General features: G+C 70.1%; 20 protein-coding genes. 12 read left to right on the top strand and 8 right to left on the bottom strand.

The genetic code is table 11. The annotated features are described in order from the left end of the window. Positions 1-18: 18 nt before the first annotated feature. A complete protein-coding gene (gene glgA / locus QYS60_RS22110) occupies positions 19-1,194 on the bottom strand; it encodes a glycogen synthase (RefSeq protein WP_289379562.1) in 1,176 nt (391 codons plus the stop codon). An 87-nt stretch (positions 1,195-1,281) separates the two neighbouring features. Between glgA and glgC the strand changes: the two genes are divergently transcribed. Then, a complete protein-coding gene (gene glgC / locus QYS60_RS22105; protein ID WP_003936087.1) occupies positions 1,282-2,496 on the top strand; it encodes a glucose-1-phosphate adenylyltransferase in 1,215 nt (404 codons plus the stop codon). Between the two features lie 88 nt (positions 2,497-2,584). On the opposite strand, the gene QYS60_RS22100 is transcribed toward glgC, so the two are convergent. Next, a complete protein-coding gene (locus QYS60_RS22100; protein WP_003936088.1) occupies positions 2,585-3,214 on the bottom strand; it encodes an O-methyltransferase in 630 nt (209 codons plus the stop codon). A 245-nt stretch (positions 3,215-3,459) separates the two neighbouring features. Here QYS60_RS22100 and sigE point away from each other — a divergent pair, with 245 nt between their 5' ends. From sigE to tatB, 4 genes are all read left to right on the top strand, one after another. After that, positions 3,460-4,086 carry an RNA polymerase sigma factor SigE gene (gene sigE, locus QYS60_RS22095; RefSeq protein ID WP_003936089.1) on the top strand — a complete coding sequence of 209 codons (627 nt, stop codon included), beginning with the start codon at positions 3,460-3,462 and terminating at the stop codon, positions 4,084-4,086. A gap of 16 nt (positions 4,087-4,102) precedes the next feature. Next, complete coding sequence (locus QYS60_RS22090; protein ID WP_054372280.1) at positions 4,103-4,456, top strand: zf-HC2 domain-containing protein; 354 nt, start codon at positions 4,103-4,105, stop codon at positions 4,454-4,456. A gap of 163 nt (positions 4,457-4,619) precedes the next feature. Continuing rightward, positions 4,620-6,143, top strand: coding sequence for a trypsin-like peptidase domain-containing protein (locus QYS60_RS22085; protein WP_371384287.1), 1,524 nt, complete (start codon positions 4,620-4,622; stop codon positions 6,141-6,143). A gap of 84 nt (positions 6,144-6,227) precedes the next feature. Then, entirely contained in the window at positions 6,228-6,608 is a 381-nt protein-coding gene (gene tatB, locus QYS60_RS22080; protein WP_003936092.1) for a Sec-independent protein translocase protein TatB, read from the top strand. 76 nt (positions 6,609-6,684) lie between these two features. On the opposite strand, the gene QYS60_RS22075 is transcribed toward tatB, so the two are convergent. The 5 genes from QYS60_RS22075 to QYS60_RS22055 form a co-directional block, all read right to left on the bottom strand. Next, positions 6,685-7,818, bottom strand: a complete 1,134-nt coding sequence (locus tag QYS60_RS22075; protein WP_003936093.1) for an Mrp/NBP35 family ATP-binding protein — start codon at positions 7,816-7,818, stop codon at positions 6,685-6,687. 25 nt (positions 7,819-7,843) lie between these two features. Further along, positions 7,844-8,722 (bottom strand): lytic transglycosylase domain-containing protein, encoded by an 879-nt coding sequence (locus QYS60_RS22070; RefSeq protein ID WP_371384286.1) that lies wholly within the window; start codon positions 8,720-8,722, stop codon positions 7,844-7,846. A 158-nt stretch (positions 8,723-8,880) separates the two neighbouring features. Beyond that, positions 8,881-9,879 carry a hypothetical protein gene (locus tag QYS60_RS22065; protein WP_371384285.1) on the bottom strand — a complete coding sequence of 333 codons (999 nt, stop codon included), beginning with the start codon at positions 9,877-9,879 and terminating at the stop codon, positions 8,881-8,883. An 88-nt stretch (positions 9,880-9,967) separates the two neighbouring features. Continuing rightward, positions 9,968-10,495, bottom strand: coding sequence for a DUF1003 domain-containing protein (locus tag QYS60_RS22060; protein WP_003936096.1), 528 nt, complete (start codon positions 10,493-10,495; stop codon positions 9,968-9,970). Next, a complete protein-coding gene (locus QYS60_RS22055) occupies positions 10,488-11,762 on the bottom strand; it encodes a magnesium transporter MgtE N-terminal domain-containing protein (RefSeq protein ID WP_040781955.1) in 1,275 nt (424 codons plus the stop codon). The genes QYS60_RS22060 and QYS60_RS22055 overlap by 8 nt, the downstream gene beginning before the upstream one ends. Positions 11,763-11,820: 58 nt before the next feature. Here QYS60_RS22055 and QYS60_RS22050 point away from each other — a divergent pair, with 58 nt between their 5' ends. The 7 genes from QYS60_RS22050 to QYS60_RS22020 all read left to right on the top strand — a co-directional run bounded on the left by QYS60_RS22050 (position 11,821) and on the right by QYS60_RS22020 (position 18,677). Beyond that, positions 11,821-12,777: a CoA ester lyase gene (locus QYS60_RS22050; protein WP_289379939.1), complete on the top strand. Its 957-nt coding sequence runs from the start codon at positions 11,821-11,823 to the stop codon at positions 12,775-12,777. A 123-nt stretch (positions 12,778-12,900) separates the two neighbouring features. After that, the gene (locus tag QYS60_RS22045; RefSeq protein WP_003936099.1) at positions 12,901-13,389 is read left to right on the top strand and encodes a general stress protein; all 489 of its coding nucleotides are present in this window, start codon (positions 12,901-12,903) and stop codon (positions 13,387-13,389) included. Between the two features lie 136 nt (positions 13,390-13,525). Further along, positions 13,526-14,860, top strand: a complete 1,335-nt coding sequence (locus QYS60_RS22040) for an ABC transporter substrate-binding protein (protein ID WP_328517616.1) — start codon at positions 13,526-13,528, stop codon at positions 14,858-14,860. Between the two features lie 77 nt (positions 14,861-14,937). Continuing rightward, positions 14,938-15,822 (top strand): carbohydrate ABC transporter permease, encoded by an 885-nt coding sequence (locus QYS60_RS22035; protein WP_193788739.1) that lies wholly within the window; start codon positions 14,938-14,940, stop codon positions 15,820-15,822. Next, entirely contained in the window at positions 15,822-16,658 is an 837-nt protein-coding gene (locus tag QYS60_RS22030) for a carbohydrate ABC transporter permease (protein ID WP_003936102.1), read from the top strand. Before QYS60_RS22035 ends, QYS60_RS22030 begins: the two co-directional genes overlap by 1 nt. Before the next feature lie 5 nt (positions 16,659-16,663). Next, positions 16,664-17,833, top strand: coding sequence for an ABC transporter ATP-binding protein (locus tag QYS60_RS22025; RefSeq protein WP_003936103.1), 1,170 nt, complete (start codon positions 16,664-16,666; stop codon positions 17,831-17,833). Positions 17,834-17,855: 22 nt separating this feature from the next. After that, on the top strand, positions 17,856-18,677 hold the full coding sequence (locus QYS60_RS22020; protein WP_371384284.1) for a hypothetical protein: 822 nt from the start codon (positions 17,856-17,858) through the stop codon (positions 18,675-18,677). Positions 18,678-18,735: 58 nt separating this feature from the next. On the opposite strand, the gene QYS60_RS22015 is transcribed toward QYS60_RS22020, so the two are convergent. Further along, positions 18,736-20,244, bottom strand: coding sequence for an MFS transporter (locus QYS60_RS22015; RefSeq protein ID WP_371384283.1), 1,509 nt, complete (start codon positions 20,242-20,244; stop codon positions 18,736-18,738). Between the last annotated feature and the right edge of the window lie 23 nt (positions 20,245-20,267).

The raw sequence follows: 20,267 nt of genomic DNA, 5'->3' as shown, positions 1-20,267 counted from the left end.
CCGTGCTCGGTGCCGCGCTCAGTGCCGCGCGGCTGCGACCTCCTGGTAGACCGCGAGCGTCTGCCGCGCGATCTGTGCCCAGGAGAACTCCGCGATCGCCCGCACCCGTCCGGCCCGGCCCATCTCGGCAGCGAGGGCGGCGTCGCCGGCGACCTCGTTGATCGCCGCCGCCAGCGCCTGCTCGTACGCTCGCGGCTCGTAGGAGTTGTAGTGCACCAGCCGGCCGGTGACCCCGTCCTCGACGACCTCGGGAATACCCCCGACATCCGAGGCGACGACTGCGGTCTCGCAGGCCATCGCCTCGAGGTTGACGATTCCCAGCGGCTCGTACACCGACGGGCATATGAAAACTCTTGCGGCCGAAAGAATTTCACGGACGGATTCGGTGGGGAGCATTTCTCGGACCCAGAAGACGTTGCCGCGCCGGCGCTCGAGTTCGGCCACGGCCTGCTCGGTTTCGGCGGCGATCTCCGGGGTGTCCGGGGCCCCGGCGCACAGCACCAGCTGGATCCCGGGATCGACGTCGTGAGCGGCGGCGATCAGGTGCCCGACACCCTTCTGGCGCGTGATGCGCCCGACGAACGCGACGATCGGCCGGTCGGGATCGACGCCGATCTTCTCCAGCGCGGACGGCGCTCCCGATCCGGCCGGGCCCGGATGCCACACGCCGGTGTCGATGCCGTTGCGCACGACATGCACGCGCGCCGGGTCCACGAACGGATACGCGTCCAGCACGTCGAGGCGCATCCCGGCGCTGACCGCGACGACCGCGTCCGCGTGTTCGACGGCGTTGCGTTCGGACCACGACGAGATGCGGTAGCCCCCGCCCAGCTGCTCGGCCTTCCACGGCCTGCGCGGCTCGAGCGAGTGCGCCGTCAGCACGTGCGGCACGTCGTACAGCTCGGCGGCGAGATGCCCCGCCAGGCCGGTGTACCAGGTGTGCGAATGGACGACGTCGGCGCTGCCGGCGGCGTGCGCCATCCGCAGCTCGGCCGACAGCGTCGTCAGCGCCGGGTTGGCGCCTGCCAGGTCGGGGTCGGGGCCGTGGACGAAGACGCCCTCCCGGGGCGCTCCCATACAGTGCACGTCGACTTCGCACAGCCGGCGCAACTGCGCAACCAGTTCGGTGACGTGCACGCCGGCACCACCGTAGACCTCCGGCGGGTACTCCCGCGTCATCATTGCCACCCGCACCGGATCAAACTATCCGGCGCGTGACGTTCCAGCCACCGATGGGCCTCTTCGCTGGCGGCGGCGGGGGGTGGCGGATAGGTTGACTGTGTGAGGAGCCAGCCCCATGTGCTTGGAATCGTGCTCGCCGGCGGCGAGGGCAAACGCCTGTATCCGCTGACGGCGGACCGCGCGAAACCGGCGGTACCGTTCGGCGGTGCCTACCGACTGATCGACTTCGTGCTCAGCAACCTGGTCAACGCCGGGTTCCTGCGGATCTGTGTGCTGACGCAGTACAAGTCGCACTCGCTGGACCGGCACATCTCCCAGACCTGGCGGCTGTCGGGCTTCACCGGCGAGTACATCACCCCGGTGCCGGCACAGCAGCGTCTCGGTCCGCGCTGGTACACCGGCAGCGCCGACGCCATCCTCCAGTCGCTCAACCTCGTCTACGACGAGGATCCCGAGTACATCGTGGTGTTCGGCGCCGACCACGTCTACCGGATGGATCCGGAGCAGATGGTGCGCCAGCACATCGAGTCCGGCGCAGGGGTCACCGTCGCCGGTATCCGGGTGCCGCGCAGCGAGGCGTTCGCGTTCGGCTGCATCGACAGCGACGAGCAGGGGCGCATCACCCAGTTCCTGGAGAAGCCCGCGCACCCGCCCGGCACCCCGGACGATCCCAACGTCACCTTCGCCTCGATGGGTAACTACGTCTTCACCACCAAGGTGCTGGTCGAGGCGTTGCGGGCGGACTCGGAGAACCCGGACTCCGACCACGACATGGGCGGCGACATCATCCCCGCCCTCGTCGCCCAGGGCGCCGCCCACGTCTACGACTTCAACGACAACGTCGTGCCGGGCGCCACCGAACGTGACCGTGGATACTGGCGCGACGTGGGTACCCTCGACGCGTTCTACGACGCGCACATGGACCTGGTGTCGGTGCATCCGATCTTCAACCTCTACAACCGGCGCTGGCCCATCCGCGGCGCCTCCGAGATGTGGCCTCCGGCCAAGTTCGTCCAGGGTGGTCTCGCGCAGGAGTCGATCGTCGGATCCGGCAGCATCCTGTCCGCCGCCACCGTCCGCAACTCGGTGCTCAGTTCCAATGTCATGATCGAGGACGGCGCCACCGTCGAGGGCAGCGTCCTGATGCCGGGGGTGCGCATCGGCAAGGGGGCGGTCGTGCGGCGCGCGATCCTCGACAAGAACGTCGTCGTCGGCGACGGCGAGATCATCGGCGTCGACCTCGAACGCGACCGGCAGCGCTTCGCCGTCAGCAGCGGCGGCGTCGTCGCCATCGGCAAGGGCGTGTGGATCTGACCGTGCGGGTCCGACCGGGGGGATCCGGCCGTGTGGATCTGTCGGGGGGATCCGACCGTGTGGATCCGTCCGGGGTCCGCCCCCGAGCCTAGAGTTTGGCGGCGCAGAGCAGCCCGTCGCCCACCGGCAGCAGCACCGGGGCGAGACGCTCGTCGGTCACCACCGCCCGGGTGGCCTCCCGGACGGCCAGGACGACGGAGTCGCGTTCGCCGGGGTCGGCCACCCGGCCGCAGAGCAGCGCATGGTGCAGCACGATGGCCCCGCCGGGACGCAGCAGCCGGACCCCTTCCCGGACGTAGTGCGGGTGATCGGCGGGGGTGGCGTCGACGAACACCAGGTCGTATGCGGAGTCGGCCAGCCGGGGCAGCACGTCCAGCGCGCGCCCGTTGATCAGCCGGGTGCGCGACGCCGTGACCCCGGACTCTCGGAACGCGGCTTTGGCGGCGCGCTGGTGTTCGGGCTCGCTGTCGATGGTGGTGAGGACGCCGTCCTCGCGCAGGCCCCGGAGCAGCCACAGCCCGCTGACGCCGGCGCCGGTGCCCACCTCGACGACCGTCCGGGCGTCGAGCATGCGAGTGAACATCGCCAGAGCCGCACCCACCGCTGCCGGGATCGGCTCGGCCCCGAGATCGAGGGCACGTTCGCGCGCCGTGGCGAGGTTCTCGTCCTCTGTGACGTTCTCGACGTGAGCCAGTATCCGTTCGGCATTCGTGTGCACCCCAGTGAGGTTATCGTCGCCGGGGTCCGGTCGCAGGCAGGCGCGCACGGCGGGTGGATTCTCAGGTGATGCTCAGGTTGCTCATATCGGCACCACATCACCGTGCGTGAAGGTGTAGGTAGCACATCAGACCGCACCGACAGGCGATCGCGGGGCCGGGAACAAACCCGGCGTCCACCGTGTTGGACCACGACACCCGATACTCGCGATCACGCGGTCCCGAAGAGGAGGATCCAGCGATCCACATGGCCGATTCCCCACAGCTCCCCAGCCCCGACGTCGAGCCCACGGCCGACGGCGAGCTCACCGGCACGGCAGTGTTCGACGCCACCGGTGACCGTGCGGTGATGCCGTCGTGGGACGAGCTGGTGCGCGAGCACGGCGACCGGGTGTACCGGCTCGCCTACCGCTTGGCCGGGAACGCGCAGGACGCCGAGGACCTCACCCAGGACACCTTCATCCGGGTCTTCCGCTCGTTGCAGAACTACCAGCCGGGCACCTTCGAAGGCTGGCTGCACCGCATCACCACGAACCTGTTCCTCGACATGGTCCGGCGCCGCAACCGCATCCGCATGGAGGCGCTGCCCGAGGACTACGACCGCGTGCCCTCCGCGGGCCCCGATCCCGAGCAGATCTACCACGACGCCAGGCTCGGCGCCGACCTGCAGTCCGCGCTGGACTCGCTGGCGCCGGACTATCGTGCTGCTGTGGTCCTGTGTGACATCGAAGGTCTGTCCTACGAGGAAATCGGTGCCACACTGGGAGTCAAGCTCGGCACGGTACGCAGCCGCATCCACCGCGGACGGCAGGCGCTGCGTGAACACCTGCGCGAGCATGGGAAGGTCGAAGTCGGTCGAGTCGATGCGGGGTAGCCGCCAGGAGGGTTTCATGACGAGGGCACACCCGACCCGCCGGTTCGGTTCCACGGAGCACCTGGCGAGCGAGGCTGTGGCAGCGTACGTGGACGGCGAACTGCGGATGAACGCGTATCTCCGCGCGGCCGAGCACCTGGCCGTGTGCCCGGAGTGCGCCGCGGAGGTCGAGGCGCAGCAGCAGGCCCGTCGCGCGTTGCGTGACGCCGCCCGGATGGCTCCGCCCCCGATGCCGAGCACTCTCCTGGGTGCTCTCGCCGACATCCCGCAGCATCATCGGAACCTGTCCGCGCCCGGTTTCGAGGGCATGCCGGCGGCCGACCGGTACGGGTCGGCTGCGCGACGCTGGCCGATCCGTTGGCGCCGTTGACGGTGCTCGCACCTGTGTGCGCCGTGCTCGGACGGCCGGTAGTGGCGCCCCCGGGGCCGTCGCTGATACGGGTGGCTTCGTCGACGGTGAGTCCATCGGTGATACTGGGCCCATCGGTGATACTGGGCACCGTGACCGACGGACACGGGGGAGACAGGCACGCGTGACAGCGGAATCAGTAGAGTCCGAGCGTCGGGCCGGCTCGTCGGAGACGGACGGCGCCGCCGCGCCGGAGGTGTCGCGCCGTGCCGACGCCCCCCGCCTGCAACCCCGCCCGGTCTACCGCCCGGCCGTCGACGATGCCGCGAACCGCGTCTTCGGCCGGCCGGCCGGCACGACCGGCCCGTTCGGGCGGTCCGCCGAGGAACGCGCCGCCGAGCCGCCGGTCCGTTACGGTGCGCCCACCGATCCGGTGCTGGCCGAGGCATTCGGCCGTCCCGCGGGGACCTCCGAGATTCTGCAGCGGCCCCCCGCCGACCCGGACGGCGAGACCGATGCGGGCGGTCCCGAGCCGGACCCGTGGCGCGACCCCGCGACGAACGTGCGCCTGGGCGCGCCCGCACAGTCCCACGACGAGCGGCCGCTGCCGCCCGCACCGAAGCTCACGCTGCGGGAAGTCCTCTTCGGCGGCCGGATCGAGACCCGCGCCCTCGCGACACTCGCCGCAGTCGCGCTGACCATCGGCATGGTCGGCGGTCTCGTGGTCGCGCTCGTCACGTCCGACACCGGATCCCTCACCAGCCGTAGCGTGACGCTGGCCCAGGTGGATCAGGACGGCGACCTGCCGTCCGGGCAGGTCGCCCGCGTCGCCGACGCGGTGCTGCCCGCAGTGGTCTCGATCCAGGTGACCCTCGGCGAGGAGGCCGGCACCGGGTCCGGTGTCGTCATCGACGGCGCCGGATACATCGTCACCAACAACCACGTCGTCTCGATGGCCGCCACCGCACCGGACGCCAAGATCCAGGTCACGTTCAACGACGGCACGAAGGTGCCCGCCGAGATCGTCGGCCGGGACATCAAGACCGATCTGGCCGTGCTCTCGGTCGACGCGGACAATCTCACGGTCGCCGAACTCGGCCGTTCGGAGGACGTGCAGGTGGGGGAGGACGTGATCGCCGTCGGCTCCCCGCTCGGACTGAGCAAGACCGTCACCCGCGGCATCGTCAGCGCGCTCAACCGCCCGATGCGTCTGGGCGGGCAGGGCACCGACACCGATGCCGTGATCGACGCCGTGCAGACGGACGCCTCCATCAACCCCGGCAACTCCGGCGGCCCCCTCGTCGACGCCGAGGGCCGCGTCATCGGCATCAACTCGGCCATCAAGACCGAGACGGGTGGTTCCGTCGGTCTCGGGTTCGCCATCCCGATCGACGACGTCACCGCCGTCGCCCAGGAACTGATCCGCACCGGCGAGATGCGCCACCCGGAAATCGGCGTCAACACCCGCAGCGTCGCCAACGACGTCGCCAGCGGAGCCGAGGTCGCCAACGTGCAGCAGGGCAGCCCGGCGCAGCAGGCGGGCATCGTCGAGGGCGACGTCATCGTCAAGGTCGGAGACCGCGAGGTGACCAGCGCGGACGAACTGGTCGTCGCCGTCCACGCCCAGGAGATCGGCAAGCCGGTCACGGTGCAGCTCGTGCGTGCGGGACGCCTGGTCGACGTGCAGGTGACCCCGATGTCGGACTGACCGTCCGCTGCCGCTTCCCTGGGAATCCGCTGTGACCTGGGTCCTCCGGGCTGCGGTCCCCGCGTCACCACGTACCCTGGAACGGTGTTCGGCAATATCGGTTGGGGCGAATTCCTGGTCCTGCTCGTCGCGGCGCTCGTGGTCCTCGGCCCCGAGCGGCTGCCCGGTGCGGTGTCCTGGATGACCAGGTCGCTGCGGCAGGTCCGCGACTACGCGTCCGGCGCCAAGGAGCAGTTGAAGGAGGAGCTCGGCCCCGAGTTCGACGACCTGCGCCAACCCCTGTCCGAACTGAACCAACTGCGTGGCATGACGCCGAAGGCGGTCATCACCAAGCACCTGCTGGACGGCGACGACTCGCTGCTCACCGGCAACTTCGACAAGCCCGGCACCAAGCCGGTGAGCAAGCCCGTCCCGCCGCCGTTGACGGCGGGAGAGAAGCCCCCCATCGACTCCGACGCGACCTAGGACGAGGCCGCTGCGCGGCCGGTGTGTCCTTTGGGCGGTCAGGACAGCCCGAAGGACACACCGGCGCCGTAGGCGCCTACAGGTGACGGGTGGTGTCGATCCCCAGCGACATGCCGGCCAGGCCGCGGCGACGCACGGCGAGCTTCTCGGCGATCTCGCGCAGCGCCGTGCCCGCAGGCGAGTCGGGGGCACTGAGGACGATCGGCGTTCCGGCGTCGCCGGCCTCGCGGATCGCCGGATCGAGTGGGATCTGGCCCAGCAGCGGGACGGTCGCGCCCACGGCGCGGGTGAGCCGCTCGGAGACGGCCTGACCGCCGCCCGTGCCGAACACGTCCATCCGGGTGCCGTCGGGCAGCTCGAGCCACGACATGTTCTCCACGACGCCGACGATGCGCTGGCGGGTCTGCAGGGCGATGGAGCCGGCCCGTTCGGCGACCTCGGCGGCCGCCTGCTGCGGCGTGGTGACCACGAGGATCTCGGCGCCGGGGATCAACTGCGCGACGGAGATCGCGACGTCGCCGGTGCCGGGCGGCAGGTCGAGCAGCAGCACGTCCAGATCGCCCCAGAACACGTCGGCGAGGAACTGCTGCAGCGCGCGGTGCAGCATCGGTCCACGCCAGACCACGGGCGTGTTGCCCTGGGTGAACTGGGCGATGGAGATCATCTTCACGTCGTGCGCGATCGGCGGCATGATCATCCGCTCCACCTGGGTGGGCTTGGCGTCGGTGCCGAGCATCCGCGGGATGGAATGGCCGTAGATGTCGGCGTCCAGCACACCCACGGACAGGCCCCGCGCGGCCATGGCGGCGGCGAGGTTGACCGTGACGGAGGACTTGCCGACGCCGCCCTTGCCGGAGGCCACCGCGTAGACCCGGGTGAGTGAGCCGGGCTGGGCGAACGGGATCACCGGCTCGGTGGAGTCGCCGCGCAACGACTTGCGCAGCTCGGTGCGCTGCTCGTCGTTCATGACGTCGAGTTCGACGCGGACCGCGGAGACTCCGGCGACGTCGGCGACGGCCTTGGTGACCCGGTCGGTGATCTCGGTGCGCAGCGGACAGCCGGCGGTGGTCAGGTAGATGCCGACGTCGACGCTGCCGTCGCCGCCGATCTCGATGCTCTTGACCATGCCGAGTTCGGTGATCGGCTTGCGGATCTCGGGATCCTGGACCCGCGCCAGGGCGCTGCGAACGTCGGACTCGCTGACTGCCATGGCATCAATCGTAGGTGGCGCCCGATCAGTGGATGCGCGGCAGGTCCGCCGCGCTGGGGGTGACACCGGTCGAATAGGCGGCCGACCAGGCGAGCACGTTCGCGACGTACGCCATGGAGTTGTTGTAGCGATGGATGGCCTTGGTGGCCTGCGCGAGGTCGTGCATGTTGTTTCCGCCGTCGCACAGGTACTTGGCGGTGGTGAGAGTGGAGTCGTACAGGTTCTGCGGGTCGGCGACGCCGTCGCCGTTGCCGTCGCCGGCGTAGAGCCTCCACGTGGAGGGGATGAACTGCATGGGGCCGACCGCCCGGTCGTAGACGGTGTCGCCGTCCAGGGTGCCGCCGTCGGTGTCCCGGATGACGGCCTGGCCGCGCAGACTGCCGTCGAGGGGCAAGCCGATCACGGGTTCGAGGAGGTTGCCCTTGTCGTCGGCCTTGCCGCCCTTGGCATGGCCGGACTCGACCTGGCCGATGCCGGCGAGCAGCGTCCAGTACATGTTGCAGCCGGGGTTCTCGGCGGCGAGGATCCGCTCGGCGTTCTGGTAGGCGGCGAAGTTGATGCCGGGAATCCCGAGGGGGCCGGGCTGCAGCGGTGCCGGAGCGGCGGGGGCAGGCTCCGGGGCGGGCGCGGGGGCCGCCGCGGGCTCCGCGGTAGGCTCCGGGGCGGTCATGAGGGCGGCCGCGGCGGCGACGTCGCGAGAGACCCCGTCGGCGATGTAGGTGGTCTCGGCCGCCGCAGTCACGGGCTCGGCCACAGCTTCGGTGTCCTGCACGCCGAACAGGGTCTTGGGGCTCGCCCCGGCGCTGGTGGCGGCGGCGACCACGCCGACCGGAACCAGTCCGGTGAGGGCGATGACCGAATTACGGCGGAGCTTGGACTCCGAAGGCTTCCTGTGCCGACCCACTCGATACCTCCTGGGCGCCTTCCCCGAGACGCTTTCGTTACATGGCGGTACCGACCATACAGGAAGCGATGCATTTCCGTTACCCTACTGTGATGTAACGCGCTGAGCTGGGCAGACGCACACAATCGGGGATTACGGCGAGATCGAGGCGTGACCGATCAGGGTGCGGACGGCGGCGGGCACAGCGCCGGGACGAGACACGGCAGCGACGGCAGTACCGGCGCGGCCGGCGGTCCCTCGACAGCCGGCGGTGTCTCGGGAGCCGGCGCGGGGACGGGGACCGGCTCGACCGCGGGAGCCGGGGCCGGCTCCGGTGCGGGTGCCGTCGTGGTCCCGGCCACGGGAGCCGCGACGGTCTCGGCGACGTCGGCGGTGTTCGGCCGGGCCGGAACGGCCGGCGGCGTCGGGGGTGGGACGACGATCCCCGGCGAGACCGCGGCGCCCTTCTCGTAGGCGGCCGACCAGGCCTGCACGTTGGCGACGAACTCCGGCGACGGATCGAACCGGGCAGCCGCCCGCGCGCGGGCGTCGGCCTCGGCGAGGCGCGCGTCGTCCGAGCACAGCCAGGCGCCGGCCGCCAGAGTGGCGTCGAAGACGTTCTGGGGATTCGCGGTGCCGTCCGCGTTGCCGTCGGCGGAGAACTGCGACCAGACCTCCGGAGGCAGCTGCATCGGCCCGAGTCTGCCCGTGCCGGGAGCGACACGCGCGGTCGTGAGCGTGCCCAGCACGTCGGTGCGTCCCGAGTCGGCGTGCTGCGACGTGATCCGGCCGATCGCCGCGAGCAGATGCCATGGCAGCGCACACTCGGGTTCGTCGATCGCAAGCTGCATCTCGGCCGCCCGGTACGCGTAGAGCACCAGCTCCGGGATCGCCAGGGGGCCCTCACCGGCCAGCACCGGTGACGGCTGCCCGGGGGCAACCGTGACCTCGGGCGGAAGATCCGCCCCGGGATTACCGACCGGGTTCCCGGTCCCGCGCACGGGTCGTGGCCCCGCCGGATCCGCCGGTAGCACCCCGACCCCGGCGCTGCCGTCCGCCGCCGTCACGGCGACCGGCTCCGTGTGCTCCGTCGCAGCCACCGGTGCCGGGGACGACGCAACCGCCGCGAACCCGGCACCGAGCACCACCGGCACCGCGATCAGACTCTGCCAGCGCACACAATCACCCCACAGACCTACTCGTCGCGGACCGTCACCCCACCGACACCATCGACAGGCTGTGATGGACGTTACAGCGCGTCACGTCTCAGCGGCGGGGTGGGCGCGGTTTACCGGATGCCGTCGCCGCCGTGTCCTCCTCCTCCGGTTCGATCAGCAACGCGCGCAGATCGTCGAGCTCGCGCCGAAGATAGTCGCGGGTCGCCACCTCGCCGACCGCCAGCCGCAGCGCCGCCAGCTCCCGCGCGAGGAACTCGGTGTCCGCCTTGGTCTGGGCGGCGCGGGCCCGGTCCACCTCGAGCGAGACCCGGTCCCGGTTCTCCTGCCGGTTCTGGGCGAGCAGAATCAGCGGCGCGGCGTAGGCGGCCTGCGTCGAGAACGCGAGGTTCAGCAGGATGAAGGGGTACGGATCCCACTGCAACGTCACGGCGAAGACGTTGAGCAGGATCCACACGATCACCACGACCGTCTGGATGGCGAGGTAGCGGCCGGTGCCGAGGAACCGGGCGATCGATTCGCTGACGCGTCCGACCGCCTCGACGTCGAAGTTGACCCGGAACCGGCCGGTACGGGGAGTGTCGAGGCGCTGCCGGGCCACGGCGGAACGGTCACTCATCGTCGGCCTCCTCTTCGCGCCAGTCCTCGGGCAGCAGGTGGTCGAGCACGTCGTCCACCGTCACGGCACCCAGGAGGTGCCCTTCGTCGTCCAGGACGGGCCCGCACACCAGGTTGTACGTCGCGAAGTACCGGGTGACCGCGGTGAGTGAATCGTCGGGGTCCAGTCGTGGCAGGTCGTTGTCCACGATCCCGCCCACCAGGCCGGCAGGTGGCTCCCGGAGCAGTTGTTGCAGGTGCACGCAGCCGAGATACTTGCCCGTCGGGGTCGCGGTGGGCGGCCGCACGACGAACACCATGGACGCCAGCGCCGGCGTGAGGTCCGGGTTGCGCACCCGGGCCAGCGCCTCGGCCACCGTCGTCGCCGGGGTGAGTACCACCGGCTCGGGGGTCATGAGACCGCCGGCGGTGTCGGGGGAGTGCTCGAGCAACCGCCGCACCGGCTCGGAATCCTCCGGATCCATCAGGCGCAGCAGCGACTCGGCGTCCGAGTCGGGCAGCTCGCCGAGCAGATCGGCGGCGTCGTCGGGGTCCATCGCCTCGAGCAGGTCCGCGGCGCGTTCCACCTCGAGGTGCATCAGCAGATCGGTCTGGTCGTCGGTCGGCAGCTCCTGCACGACGTCGGCGAGCCGCTCGTCGTCCAGGGCGACCGCCACCTCGTGCCGGCGCTTCTCCGGCAGTTCGCGCAGCGCGTTCGCGACGTCGGCGGCACGCATGTCCTCGAACTGCAGCAGCAGCTGCGAAACACCCTGGCCGGGCATGCCGAGGTTGGTGTAGGTCAGCCCGTGCACGTGCTGCCAGTCCACGACATGGATCGCGGACCGCCGGCCCAACCGGCCGCGCTGGGCCCGCACGGCCACGCGCGAGACCACCCAGTCCCGGGTGCGGGTCAGTTCGATGCCGAGGTCGACGACGACCACGTCCACGCCGGCGAGTTCACCCAGCTCGGGATCGTCGACGCGGACCTTCGAATCGAGCACCTGCGCAAGTGCCAGCACCTCGGTCGGTCGCTGCGTGAACCGGCGCAGGCTGACGTTGCCGGTGTTCAGGGTGACGGCCCCCGGCTCGATCGCCGTCACTCGCAGCATCGGCACGAATATTCGCTTGCGCGTCGGCAGTTCGACGACCAGACCGAGCACCCGGGGTTGCTGCCGCCCGATCCGGATGGTGAGCACGACGTCGCGCACCCGGCCGATCGACTCGCCGTCGGGTCCCAGGACCACCAGACCTGCGAGCCTCGCCGCGAATACCTTGCTCACTGCTGCCATGATGGTCAGGCTAGAACGTGCGGTCGTCGATTTCGGAACACGGAGGTCTGCCCAGCCCATGTCGTTCGACTTCAGGCCCCGGAGGTCCGTGCTCGCCGTTCCCGGCAGCAGCCGCAAGATGATCGACAAGGCCAAGGGCCTGCCCGCCGACGAGGTGTTCCTCGATCTCGAGGACGCCGTCTCCCCGCTGGCCAAGGAGCAGGCCCGCACGACGATCGTCGAGGCCCTGAACGAGGGCGGATGGGGCGAGCAGCTGAAGGTGGTGCGGGTCAACGACTGGACGACCGACGCCACCTACCTCGACGTCGCCACCGTGGTGGGCGGCGCCGGCGCGCACCTCGATGCGATCCTGCTGCCGAAGGTTCCCGACGCGAGCCATGTGCAGGCGCTCGACCTGCTGCTGACCCAGGTGGAGAAGGCCCACGGGCTCGAGGTCGGACGCATCGGTATCGAACCGCAGATCGAGGACGCGCTCGGGCTGACCAACATCGACGCGATCGCCACCGCCAGCGCACGGGTGCAGACGCTGGTGTTCGGCCCGGCCGACTTCATGGCGAGCATCAACATGCGCACTCTCGTCGTGGGGGAGCAGCCCGACGGCTACGACCGCGGCGACGCCTACCACCACATCCTCATGACCATCCTCATGGCGGCCCGGGCCCACGGGTTGCAGGCGATCGACGGTCCGTACCTGCAGATCCGCGACGTCGAGGCGTTCCGGCGCTCCGCGCAGCGCACCGCGGCCCTCGGTTTCGACGGCAAATGGGTCCTGCACCCGAGCCAGATCGACGCCGCGAACGAGGTCTTCAGTCCGCGCCAGGAGGACTACGACAAGGCCGAGATGATCCTCGACGCCTACGAGTGGCACACCTCCGCGGCCGGCGGCGCGCGCGGTGCCGCGATGCTCGGGGACGAGATGATCGACGAGGCCAGCCGCAAGATGGCGCTGGTGATCTCGGCGAAGGGCCGGGCGGCCGGAATGACCCGCACCACGAGCTTCGAGCCGCCCCGCTAGGTGGCTGCGCCGCCGGTGTGTCCTTTGGGCCGTGGGAGCAGCCCAAAGGACACACCGGAGAAGGCGGGCAGAATAGACAGGGTGCGCCGGATCGGGGCGCGCAGTCACGAGAAGGAGCCGAAGATGACCAACCCCCTCGGACAGCCGGGACGCGCCACGCCGGGCCTGCCGACTCCGCCGAGCGGCTGGCCGGTCGGTTCGTACACGACCTACGCGGAGGCGCAGCGCGCTGTCGACCATCTCTCGGACCAGTCCTTCCCGGTCGAGGACGTCACCATCGTGGGTGTCGACCTCATGCAGGTCGAGCGGGTCACCGGCCGGTTGACGTGGGCGAAGGTGATCGGCGGTGGCATCGCCTCCGGCGCCTGGCTCGGTCTGTTCTTCGGTCTGCTGCTCGGGATCTTCTCGACCGATTTCCTCGGCCCCCTGCTCGTCGGCATGGTCGGCGGCATCGTCTTCGGTCTGATCTCCACGACGATCCCGTACGCCGCGACGCGCGGCCAGCGTGACTTCTCGTCGACGATGCAGCTGGTGGCCGGCCGCTACGACGTGCTGTGCGCGCCGCGCAACGCGGAACGGGCACGGGACCTGCTCGCCAAGCTCGCGTTGTAGACCGTTCGATCACAGTTCCGTTCCGGGCGGCAGTTGAGTCGCGCGGCGGCGTCCGGTGCGTTACGTTCGCACCAAGTGTGACGGAAGTCACCGTCACGCAGGGCGACGGTCGGAGGCTGCGGTGCGGAGACGGTCGGTGCGGGTCGGACTGGTGGGCGCCGCAGCGGTGCTCGCCCTGTCGTCGGTCGCGGCGTGCGGCAGCGAGTCCGGCGGGACGGTACTGAGCTTCTACACCGCCGCCGACGGCGCGGAGCAGTACGCGGCCGCGGCGGCGAACTGCACCGCCGCCGCCGGCGGCCGGTACACCATCGAGCAGCGCACCCTGCCCAAGGGCGCCGACGACCAGCGGCTGCAGCTCGCGCGGCGCCTCACCGGTGGTGACGACACCCTCGACCTGATGACCCTCGACGTCGTGTGGACGGCCGAGTTCGCCGAGGCGGGCTGGGCGCTGCCGCTGCCGCCGGACGTCGCGGCCGCGGTGTCCGAGGGCACCCTCGCCGGACCGCTGGAATCCGCCACGTGGCAGGGCACCCTCTACGCGGCGCCGCTGAACACCAACACCCAGTTGCTGTGGTACCGCAAGGACCTGATGCCCGGCGGTCGGCCACCGCAGACGTGGGACGAGATGATCGACATCGCGAGCGGGCTCGCGGCCGAGGGCCGTCCCAGCTGGATCGGGGTGCAGGCCCGCCAGTACGAGGGCCTGATGGTGTGGTTCAACACCCTGCTCGCCAGCGCCGGCGGATCGGTCGTGGCCGAGGACGGCACCACCGTCACCGTGGCCGACGGTGACGCCGCGGTGACGGCTCTGGACATCATGAAGCGGGTGGCGACCGCGCCCGGTGCGGACCCGTCGCTGAACCAGTCCGACGAGGCCGCTGCGCGTCTCGGTATGGAGAGCGGCAAGGCCGCGTTCCAGGTCAACTGGCCGTTCGTCTACCCCGGCATCATCGAGAACGCCGAGAAGGGCTTCCTGCCCTTCGTCGACGAGAACGGCAACGTGACCGCCGAGAACACCGGCAACACGGTCCTGACGGTGAACGGCGAACAGAATTTTCTGCCCGCCCCGTATCCGTCGGTGATCCCCGGCCGACCGGCCGAGGTCACGATCGGCGGGTTCAACATCGGGGTCGCCCGCACCACCAGGTATCCCGACCTCGCGTTCGAAGCCGTGCAGTGCCTGCGCAACGAGGAGAATCAGCGCAACAACGCCGTCGACGGCGGTGTCCCGCCGACGCTGGCATCGCTGTACGACGACCCGGAGTTCCAGCAGGCGTACCCGATGTGGCGGGAGGTGCGCGAGAGTCTGGAGAATGCGGCGGTGCGCCCGGTTTCACCTGCGTATCAGAGCATTTCGACGCTGATCACCGCGACTCTCAATCCGGTCGACCGGATCGACCCGCCGCGCACGGTCGACGAACTCGCCGAGCAGGTCCGCAAGGCGGTCAATTCGGAAGGGCTGATCCCGTGACCACCACGCCCGCAACCCGACCCGTCCCCCCGGCCGAGGGCGACCGGCCCGCACCGTCCGAGCGTGGGAAAACCGTTCTGTCCGAAGGTAAGAAGGCCGAACGCCGGCTCGGCCTGTGGCTCGTCGCGCCCGCGGCGCTGATGATGCTCGCCGTCACCGCCTATCCGGTGGGGTACGCGGTGTGGCTGAGCCTGCAGCGGTACGACCTGCGCTTCCCCGACGAGCGTGAATTCGTCGGATTCGCCAACTACGTCTCGGTCCTCACCGACACGTTCTGGTGGCAGGCCTTCTTCGTGACCGCCGGCATCACCGTCGTGTCGGTGGCGATCGAATTCGTCCTGGGTCTGGCGCTCGCGCTGATCATGCACCGCACCATCGTCGGCAAGGGCACCGTCCGCACCGTGGTGCTCATCCCGTACGGGATCGTCACCGTCGCCGCCGCCTACAGCTGGTACTACGCCTGGACACCGGGCACCGGCTACCTCGCGAATCTGCTACCCGAGGGCAGCGCTCCGCTGACCGAACAACTTCCGTCACTGGCGATCATCGTGCTCGCCGAGGTGTGGAAGACCACTCCGTTCATGGCGTTGCTGCTCCTCGCCGGCCTGGCGCTCGTCCCGGACGACCTGTTGCGCGCGTCCCAGGTCGACGGCGCCGGAGCGTGGACGCGGCTGACCAAGATCATCGTGCCGCTGATGAAACCGGCGATCCTGGTGGCGCTGCTGTTCCGCACGCTCGACGCGTTCCGCATCTTCGACAACATCTACGTCCTCACGCGCGGGTCGAACGGCACGGGCTCGGTGTCGATCCTCGGATACGACAACCTGTTCAAGGCGTTCAACCTGGGCATCGGCTCGGCGATCAGTGTCCTGATCTTCCTGTGCGTGGCGATCATCGCGTTCGTGTTCATCAAACTGTTCGGGGCCTCGGCGCCCGGCTCCGATGCGGAAGGGAAGCGGTGATGACGACGACCGAAACCCCGCGGCGCAAACTGAGCTGGTCGGCGGTGAACCTGCTGGTGCTGCTGTACGCGCTCGTGCCGGTGCTGTGGATCGCCAGCCTGTCGTTCAAGCCGGCCGGCACGATCAAGGACGGGCGCTTCATTCCCCAGGAATGGACTCTGGACAACTACCGTGGCATCTTCCGCACCGACGCCTTCACCAGCGCACTGATCAACTCGATCGGCATCGGACTGATCGCCACGGTGATCGCGGTGGTCATCGGCACCATGTCGGCCTACGCGATCGCCCGTCTCGACTTCCCGGGCAAGAAGATCCTCGTCGGTGTCGCACTGCTGATCGCCATGTTCCCGCAGATCTCGCTCGTGAGCCCGCTGTTCGACATCATCCGCAGGCTCGGACTGTTCGACACCTGGGCGGGTCTGATCATCCCGTACATCACCTTCTCCCTGCCCCTGGCGATCTACACGCTCTCGGCGTTCTTCAAGGAGATCCCGTGGGAGCTCGAGAAGGCCGCCAAGATGGACGGCGCCACGCCCGGGCAGGCCTTCCGGAAGGTGGTGGCGCCGCTGGCGGCGCCGGGCATCGTCACCGCCGCGATCCTGGTGTTCATCTTCTGCTGGAACGACCTGTTGTTCGCGATCTCGCTGACGTCCACCGAGCGGTCCATCACCGCGCCCGCGGCCATCGCGAACTTCACCGGCGCCTCCCAGTTCGAGGAGCCCACCGGCTCGATCGCGGCGGCCGCGGTGGTCATCACCATTCCGATCATCGTGTTCGTGCTGATCTTCCAACGTCGCATCGTGGCCGGCCTGACGTCCGGCGCAGTGAAGGGATGACCCAGATGGCAGAAATCGTGCTGGACAAGGTGACCAAGCTCTACCCCGACGGGGCGCGGGCGGTCAGCGACGTGGACATGACGATCGCCGACGGCGAGTTCATCATCCTGGTCGGCCCCTCGGGCTGCGGAAAGTCGACGACGCTGAACATGATCGCCGGCCTCGAGGACATCTCCTCCGGCGAGTTGCGGATCGGCGGTGAGCGGGTCAACGAGAAGGCGCCGAAGGACCGCGACATCGCGATGGTGTTCCAGTCGTATGCGCTGTACCCGCACATGACCGTCCGGGAGAACATCGCCTTCCCGCTCACTCTGGCCAAGGTGCCCAAGGACGAGATCGCACGAAAGGTGGAGGAGGCCGCGAAGATTCTCGACCTGACCGGCCACCTCGACCGCAAGCCGTCGAATCTGTCGGGCGGGCAGCGGCAGCGGGTGGCGATGGGACGGGCGATCGTGCGCAATCCCAAGGCGTTCCTCATGGACGAGCCGCTGTCCAACCTCGACGCCAAGCTGCGGGTGCAGATGCGCACGGAGATCGCCCGGCTGCAGAAGCGCCTGGGCACCACCACGGTGTACGTCACCCACGACCAGACCGAGGCCATGACGCTCGGGGACCGGGTGGTCGTCCTCCGCGGCGGGCTGGTGCAGCAGATCGGTGCCCCGCAGGAGCTCTACGACCGGCCGAAGAACCTGTTCGTGGCCGGGTTCATCGGCTCGCCGTCGATGAACTTCTTCGCCGGCCGGCTCGACGGCGACAGCGTGCGCACTGCGATCGGGGACTTCACGCTCCCGGCCGAGCGGTGGGCGGCCGTGCAGAAGCACGATCCCGGGCGTGACGTCGTCGTCGGCGTCCGGCCCGAGCACTTCGAGGACGCCGCGCTCCTGGACCCGGCGCAGCGCGAGCAGGGCACCACCTTCACGGTCGACATCGACGTGCTCGAATCCATGGGATCGGACAAGTACGCGTACTTCACCGTCGAGTCCCCGCACCTGCATTCGAGCGACCTCGACGATCTGGCAGCCGATGTGGGCGTCGCCGATCTCGCCGGCGGGTCGATGGTCGCGCGGCTGCCCGCCGAGTCCGACGTCGCGAAGGGCCGGCCGGTGCAGCTGTGGTTCGATCCGGCGAAGGTTGCCCTGTTCGACCAGGCGACGGGGGAGAACGTCACCCTCTGAGCGAGGAGTGCATAGTAGGCCGGTGGACCTCGACGACATCGCCGACGAGCTGTACGGGCTCGATCCGGGTGAGTTCACCGCGGCCCGCAACGAGTACGTCGCCCGTGCCCGCGGCGCCGGCGACCGAGAGCTCGCGGCGGCGGTCGGCCGGCTGCGCAAACCGACCGTGTCGGCCTGGCTGGTGAACCTCCTCGTCCGCGAGAAGCCCGAGGAGATCACGGCCCTGCTCGGGCTCGGCGACGCCCTGCGCTCCGCGCAGCGTCAGCTCTCCGGGGCCGAGTTGCGGCGGCTGTCCACCCAGCGACGGCGGGTGATCGGCGCGCTCGAGAAGACGGCCTCCCGTCTCGCGGCCGAGCACGGCCGGCGCGCATCGGAGGCCGCCCTGCGCGAGGTGGGCCAGACCCTGCACGCCGCACTCGCCGAGGCCGAGCTCGCCGAGCAGGTGCGCGGCGGCCGGCTCGAGACACCCCTGGACTACAGCGGCTTCGGACCGGTGGGACTGTCGGTCGTTCCGTCCGCGCCGGAACGGAAGGCCGCCGGCGCGGACGACACCGGGGCGCAGGAGGCCGAGCGCACGCGGCGCGCCCTGGAAGCAGCCGTCGCCGAGGCGGAAGCGGCGCGGAACACCGCCGACGAGGCCCGGTCGGTTGCGGACCGTGCACACGCCGCGGTCGAGGAGCTCGACGAGCACGTCGCGCGGTTGCGCGAGGAGCTGGGCCGGGTCGAGCACCAGCGCGAGTTCGCGCGACGCACCGCCCGGACGGCCGACGAGGACGCCGCGAAGGCCGAGGAGACGGCGCAGCAGGCGGAGGAGGCGGTGCGCGCACTGCAGGAACAGAGTTGAGCGGACGGTGACCGGGGCGGAGGACATCCGGTTTCCCGTCCCGTTCCGGACCGGGAACTCAGCCCCGGCGGACCGTGTCGGCCTGCTCGTTCACGGTGTGCTCCGCCGCGAGACCGGACACCGTGCTCCATTCGGCGGCCAGAGCCGTCGCCTCGACCTCGTCCTCCTCGCGATCGCTCAGAGCGCGCGTGGCCGGCCGCCCGCCGACGAGGACGAGCAGTGCGGCCGCGGCCGCGGCCCCGACGCCCAGCCCGAATGCGGCGACGAATGCGCTCTCGCGGACGACGCCCGTGCCGGGAACGGTCAGCGTGGCCAGCAGCGTCGTCACCACCGCACTGCTCAGTGAACTGCCCACCGTGCGAGCGATGGAGTTGATGCTGTTCGCGACGCCGGTCTGATCGGGACGGACCTCGGCGACGAGCAGCGCCGGCAACGCGGCATAGGCGAGGCTGACGAAGGTGGTCACGAGGATTCCGGAGACGATCAGCTGCCAGCTCCGGTCGTGCACGACCGCCACCAGGGCGAAGCCGGCGATCCCGAGACCGCACGCCCCGATCAGCACCCATCGGGCGTCGAACCGGTGGATGAGCCGGCCCGCGAGTGCCGCGGCAACCACCCCGACGAGCGCGCCGGGCAGCATGTACACCGCCGTCGCCTCGAGCACGGTGGCTCCGAACCCGTATCCGGCGACGGCGGGCGGCGTCTGCACGAAGTACGCCGTCGCGAGGAAGCTGACGAACATGGCCATGCCGACGAGGAACGCGGCGCCGTGCACCACGAACACCGGCCGATCGGTGAGCATCCGCGGCGGCACGAGCGGCTCGTCGACGTGCCGTTCGAAGAGCAGCCACGCCGCGAGCACGGCCAGTCCGAGTGCGGCGCTCCCGAGGGTGGGCGCCGACGCCCATCCCCACGTCCCGCCCTCGGACAGGGCCAGCAGCACCAGCGCCAGCCCGACGGCCAGCAGGGCCGCACCGAGCCAGTCGATCCGTCCGTCCGCGGACCGCGGACGTCGCGGCACGACCAGGAACGCGCTCAGCAACGCGACGGCGTTGAACGCCGCCACCAGCCAGAACACGCGACGATAGTCGCCGCCCGAGACCATCAGGCCGGTGAGCACCATGCCGATCGCTCCACCGACGCCGAGCGTCCCGGAGAACAGGCCCATCGCCCCGATCAACCGCTCCGGCGGCAGTTCGGCCCGCAGCACGGCGATGCCGACGGGGAACAGCGCGAACGACACGCCCTGCAGGACCCGGCCGATCAACAGGAGCGCGAACGAGTCCGCGGCGGCGCACAACAGCGAACCGACGAACACCACGACGAGGACCGTGAGCAGAACCGGGCGTTTGCCGCGCAGATCGGCCAGCCGGCCCAGCAGGGGAGTGGTGACGGCGGCCGCGAGCAGGTTCGCCGTCAGGACCCAGCCCGCGGCGGTCGTGCTCACCCCCAGCTGTTCGCGAATGGTGCCGACGATCGGTACGACGGACGTCTGCATCACGGCGATGGTGGTGACGATGAAGCACAGCACCGGAACCAGCAGCCGCGCACCTCTCGGATCGGACATCGGCTCTCCTCGACGCTGCAACA

The sequence above is a fragment of the Rhodococcus sp. GXMU-t2271 genome, assembly GCF_041414735.1.
GTDB lineage: Bacteria > Actinomycetota > Actinomycetes > Mycobacteriales > Mycobacteriaceae > Rhodococcus > Rhodococcus indonesiensis.
Note: the sequence above shows the minus strand (reverse complement) of the source record. Positions and strands in the feature narration are given on the sequence as shown.